Raw genomic sequence first — 1,285 nt, 5'->3', positions numbered from 1 at the left:
TTTTTTTGCCTCTCTTTTATAAATATTTTTTTTCTAATTTGTTAGATGTTTTATCTCATTCACTATGTAATGCGTTATTAGCAATCATTTTTTTATTCATTGTTTCTTTAATGTTGTTAAAATTATTGTTTAGATTGTTGTTTAGTTTTGTGTGTGGTTTTAAGTCTTCTCAATATTTTTGATTTTCTTTTATATTGTAAATTGTGTTATTTTGTAATTGATAGGTGAATAATTCAATATCATAGCTTCATTCTTCGTTTTTAATATCTTCTCATGATAAATTACTTTCATTTAATAATTCGTTTGTTAGTGTTTTAATTTCATTCTTTTTTGTTCTTAAATTAATATTAAAAATAATTTTTTTAATTGAATTTCCGCTGGTTGCTTGTAATTCATATTCTGTATCTTCTTCAATTTCAATAATTCGCCCATAAATTAATATATATGTTTGATTAAAAACAACTTTATTTCCAAGGTGTCTTTTTATTAACTTTTTTTCTTCGTTTAAAAAAATAATATTTTTATCTTTAACAAAAAAACTAGCAAAAAAATCTTGAATAATTCCATCATCACACGCTTCTACATTACAATTAGGAAATGTTTTTAAAACTATTGCCATAATTAACCACCTTATTATTTTCATTATTATCTAACATAAAAAATCACCAGCCTTAACAATAATAATTAACCCCATCATTTATTGTCGTCGTGATGATACCGTCATTAAAAATATTTGTCAAATAAAAAAAGACAATTTATATTGTCTTTAAAATAATTTATGTTATAATATATACAAATTTGTACTTATTCAGTCGTAACAAATTCCTTAAATATTATGTGAATAATCTTCTTGTCTGCCTGTTTGTGGTTGTCTAGGGGAACTCGGTTATGAGTTAAATTCATTCAAGTAGTTCAACATTATTTATTTACTATAATACGACTGAATAAATACAAATTTTTTTAATTTTAATAATTATAATTAGTATTGTTTAATTTTCAATAAGTAATAATTATTACTTATTATCGTGATGATACCGTCATTAAAATTATTTGTCAAATATATAATAAATGCAAATTTGTATATATAATACCATATTTTTATTTTAATACCATATTTTTTTATTATTCCTTTAATTTTATAAAAACATGCTATAATTAAATAGCAAGTGATGTTGCGAGTTATTCTAGGTTCTACTTGCAAGTTTAAATAAAGAAAAGAAACCTTGCCAGTCAATAGTCTGTGCGATACTATAAATAAAAAAAGAGATATTAAATCTCTTTTTTT

At 21.9% G+C, this 1,285-nt stretch carries 1 protein-coding gene; it reads right to left on the bottom strand.

Annotated elements, in window-relative coordinates; all coding sequences use genetic code 4:
* Positions 1–16: 16 nt before the first annotated feature.
* Entirely contained in the window at positions 17–619 is a 603-nt protein-coding gene (locus C6B38_RS04170) for a hypothetical protein (protein WP_105298763.1), read from the bottom strand.
* Positions 620–1,285: the final 666 nt, after the last annotated feature.

Source organism: Spiroplasma sp. ChiS, from assembly GCF_002968355.1.
GTDB lineage: Bacteria > Bacillota_I > Bacilli_A > Mycoplasmatales > Mycoplasmataceae > Spiroplasma > Spiroplasma citri.
This window is presented reverse-complemented; position numbering and strand designations above follow the sequence as displayed.